Source organism: Rhizobium rosettiformans W3, from assembly GCF_004912135.1.
GTDB lineage: Bacteria > Pseudomonadota > Alphaproteobacteria > Rhizobiales > Rhizobiaceae > Allorhizobium > Allorhizobium rosettiformans.
In genome coordinates, this window is record NZ_STGU01000076.1 from 1 (window position 1) to 913 (window position 913).

1 protein-coding gene is annotated in these 913 nt (G+C 55.9%); it reads right to left on the bottom strand.

The window, feature by feature from the left end; genetic code table 11:
• Positions 1 to 103: 103 nt before the first annotated feature.
• The coding region (locus FAA86_RS24400) for a CheR family methyltransferase (RefSeq protein WP_136543902.1) at positions 104 to 913 on the bottom strand (810 nt) is incomplete at its 5' end.

The following is a 913-nucleotide window of genomic DNA, read 5'->3' on the forward strand; positions in this document are numbered from 1 at the left end:
ATGGGATATGGATAAGTCGCAGGTAGTGGCGGCAATAGCACGGACAGCGCTTCGAGCGCCCCAGCAGAGGCGCCGATGATGATCGCACCGTTCGGATTGTCCTTCACGAGCCGATCCTCTGATAGATCTTCTCATCTCGGACGAACTCCCGGAAGCCATCGGCATGCGTTGAAAAACGCAGTGTTTCCTTTGAGCCCAGCCCGAGAAAGCCGTTGCGTGGCAGCGTATCCCGGAAAAGACCGACAGCCCTGTCCTGTAGATCCCGGTCGAAATAGATCATGACGTTCCGGCAGGAGACTAATTGCATCTCACCAAAGACCTGGTCCGTCACAAGACTATGATCTGAAAACACGACATTGCGCCGCAGGCTTTTGTCCAGGATGCACCGGTTGTAGCCCGTCGTGTAATAGTCAGACAAAGATCCCTTGCCGCCGGAGTCACGATGGTTCTCGGTGAACAATCTGACCCGTTCGATGTCATAGATTCCGGCTTCCGCTTGGGCGAGGGCCTCTGGATTAATATCCGTCGCATAAAAGAGGGTTCGCTCCTCAAGCCCTTCCTCGCGAAAAAGGATGACAAAGGAATAGAGCTCTTCGCCCGAACTGCATCCGGCAATCCAGATCTTCAAGGAGGGGTAAGTGCGAAGATGCGGAACGACCTTCTCCCGGATCGCCGCGAAGTAGGACGGGTCGCGAAACATCTCGCTGACCTGGACCGTAAGGAAGCGGAGCATGTCGTCAAGCATCTCGGGATGATGAAGGACGCGTTCCTGCATGGCTGAGATGGTCGCAAAGCCCAACTGTTCGCGTGCCTGGCGCAACCGCCGCCGGATCGACGACATGGCGTAGCTGCGAAAGTCATAGTGGTAGCGATGATAAAGCGCCTCCAGCAGCAGCCGGATCTCTATATCCTC